Here is a 2,720-nt window from a genome sequence, read left to right on the forward strand (position 1 = left end):
AGGTCTTTATTATAGGCCAGGGGCAGCCCTTTGAGCATGGTCAAAAGGGTCATTAAGTCACCAAAAACCCGGCCGGTTTTGCCCCGGGTCAACTCCGCCACATCGGGGTTCTTCTTCTGGGGCATCATGCTGCTGCCGGTGCTGTAAGCATCATCCAGCTCCACAAAAGCAAACTCTGCAGAAGACCAGAGAATGATCTCCTCACAAAAGCGGCTCAGGTGTACCATGATCAAAGCTGCGACAGCCGTAAATTCCACTGCAAAATCCCGGTCACTGACCGCGTCCAGGCTATTTTCGGCCACGGCGGCAAAGCCGAGCTGTTCGGCCACGAAAGCCGGGTCTATGGGAAAGGTGGTGCCGGCCAGAGCACCCGCACCCAGGGGCAGGACATCCGTACGCCGCCGGCAGTCCTGCAGCCTGTCCACATCGCGCGCGAACATCTGAACGTAAGCCATCAAATGGTGCGCCAGTGTCACCGGCTGGGCCCGCTGCAGGTGCGTGTATCCCGGCATGACCGTATCCAGGTGCTTTTCAGCAAGATCCAGCAGAGCTTCCTGCAACTGTCTGAGGAGAGCGATTATGGCGTCAATTTCATCCTTGAGATACATACGTACGTCCAGGGCCACCTGGTCGTTGCGGCTGCGGGCAGTGTGGAGCTTCTTCCCCACCGGGCCGATACGCTCAGTAAGCAACTGTTCTATATTCATGTGAATGTCCTCAGCAGCCACCGAAAACTGCACCCGGCCTTCTTCAATATCGGCCAGGATTTCTTCCAGACCCTTTATGATTGCCTGCGCTTCTTCGTGAGCGATAACCCCCTGTTTGGCAAGCATACGGGCATGGGCCATGCTGCCCAGTATATCATAACGGTACAACCGCCGGTCAAAGGAAATGGATGAATGAAAGTCGTCCACCAGGTGGTCCGTAAGCTTTTGAAAGCGTCCTCCCCACAGCTTGGTCACTGAAAACACTCCTCAAAAGAATCATTTTCGTCTCTCATAATATCATGCCTGTACCGGAATGAAAAGCATGTCCCGGCAAGCTCCGAAAGGGTTATGTGGTTTCTTGACACCGACCTGGTAAGAAACGACAGGTTGGCCGTTCATGTGGACGAGGCAATTACAGTTGAAAGGAGCAGCTGTCCCTGTCCAAAGAAGAAAAACGGGCTGAAAGCCCAAGGGTTGAAATATTAAAAACCCGCAAACCCTTGATTTAAATGGGCCTGCGGGTCTTATCCTGGTGCGCCTGGCAGGAATCGAACCTGCGCAAGACCCGGCTCCGGAGGCCGGCGCTCTATCCGCTGAGCTACAGGCGCATTTAAAACAGTTGCACATGTTATTATATCAAAACCACGAAAAAATGCAATAGCCTTTCAGGCAGGCGGCAGCTGGCTTTCCAGCCCCGCCTCCCCCAAAGCTGCATGTCATGCCGGCAGACAACCTTTACGGTAAATCCAGCTGCGCGATAATAGATTTCAATGTCCGGGCGGAATGATGTAGAGCCTCTTCTTCCTCGGAGGAAACGGACACTGCCAGCACCCGTGCCCGGCCCGTGCGGTTGACAATGGAAGGCAGGCTGAAACAAATGTCTGAGATCCCGTAGACACCATCCACCAGCCCGGATACTGTAAGGATGGAATTCTCGTCCCTCAAGATACTTTCACAAATCCGTTTTACGGCCAGGCCAATGGCGTAATAAGTAGCACCTTTGCGGGCGATAACTTCGTAAGCCGCCTCCCTTACCTGGCGGGTAATTTCGTCTTTATTGAGACACGGTACATCACGCCAGCAGCAGAACTCCTGCACCGGCATGCCGGCTATGTTGGCCCGGCTCCACAGCGGTACTTCCGTATCGCCGTGTTCACCCACCACATAGGCATGAATGTTCCGGGGTTCCACCTGGCAGTGCCGGCTGAGCAGGTAACGAAAGCGGGAGCTGTCCAGAACCGTGCCGGAACCGATGACCCGGTTGGGAGGCAGGTTGGTTAAACGCAACGCCGCGTAGGTAAGAATGTCCACCGGATTGGTCACCATTAACAATATCCCGTCCTCACCCAGGGGCATGAGTCGGGCCAGAACGTCTTTCAGAACGGCAAAATTACGCTGCACCAGGTCCAGGCGCGTTTCGCCCGGTTTCTGGTTGACCCCGGCGCAAAAAATAACAATATCGGCATCACGGCAGTCCTCATATTCTCCGGCGTAAATGCGTATGGGTTTGATGAACGAGGCACCGTGAGACAGGTCCATGGCCTCTCCCTCGGCCCGCTCCCGGTTGATATCCACCAGCACCAGTTCACTGACCAGACCGCTCACCATCAGGGCGTAAGCGGTAGCGGACCCTACGGCGCCAACTCCCACCACTGCTATTTTTAGCTTATCGTCCACGGGCATTCTTCCCCCTCCCTCCCTCCCTATTTTCCCCCCTTTCCGCTAAAATTTATCCCAACTTAATGAGGATACTGTTAACCGTTTTTTAGACTCCGATAAGTTAATAAGTTAAGTGCCTGGCACTGTTTAAAAAGTTGTTCTTTGGTGCGGGGCGGGGGTAAATCTTCAGGCAAACATCTCCTGCGGCACATCTGCTCATGAATTTCCACCAGCCAGGGACGGGTCAGGTCGCTGTCTTGTAAAAGCTTTTCGTTTCGAAAAACCTCTTCGGGCAATCCTTCCCCCACCACGGCACCCCGGCTCATCACAAATACATAATCGGCCCAGGCATAA

Annotated in this window: 2 protein-coding genes, 1 tRNA gene and 1 pseudogene; all 4 read right to left on the reverse strand. The window is 54.2% G+C overall.

Annotation, left to right across the window (positions count from 1 at the left end):
- Positions 1–962: argininosuccinate lyase (gene argH / locus ACPLUI_RS04930; RefSeq protein ID WP_424659164.1), on the reverse strand; the 962-nt coding region annotated here is incomplete at its 3' end.
- A gap of 275 nt (positions 963–1,237) precedes the next feature.
- A tRNA-Arg gene (locus ACPLUI_RS04935) sits at positions 1,238–1,315 on the reverse strand.
- Positions 1,316–1,442: 127 nt separating this feature from the next.
- Positions 1,443–2,390 carry an L-lactate dehydrogenase gene (locus tag ACPLUI_RS04940; protein WP_424659165.1) on the reverse strand — a complete coding sequence of 316 codons (948 nt, stop codon included), beginning with the start codon at positions 2,388–2,390 and terminating at the stop codon, positions 1,443–1,445.
- Between the two features lie 71 nt (positions 2,391–2,461).
- A pseudogene (locus tag ACPLUI_RS04945) lies at positions 2,462–2,720 on the reverse strand (hypothetical protein); the annotation flags it as partial.

This window comes from Desulfofundulus sp. (genome assembly GCF_049701015.1).
In the GTDB taxonomy this organism is placed as follows: Bacteria; Bacillota; Desulfotomaculia; order Desulfotomaculales; family Desulfovirgulaceae; genus Desulfofundulus.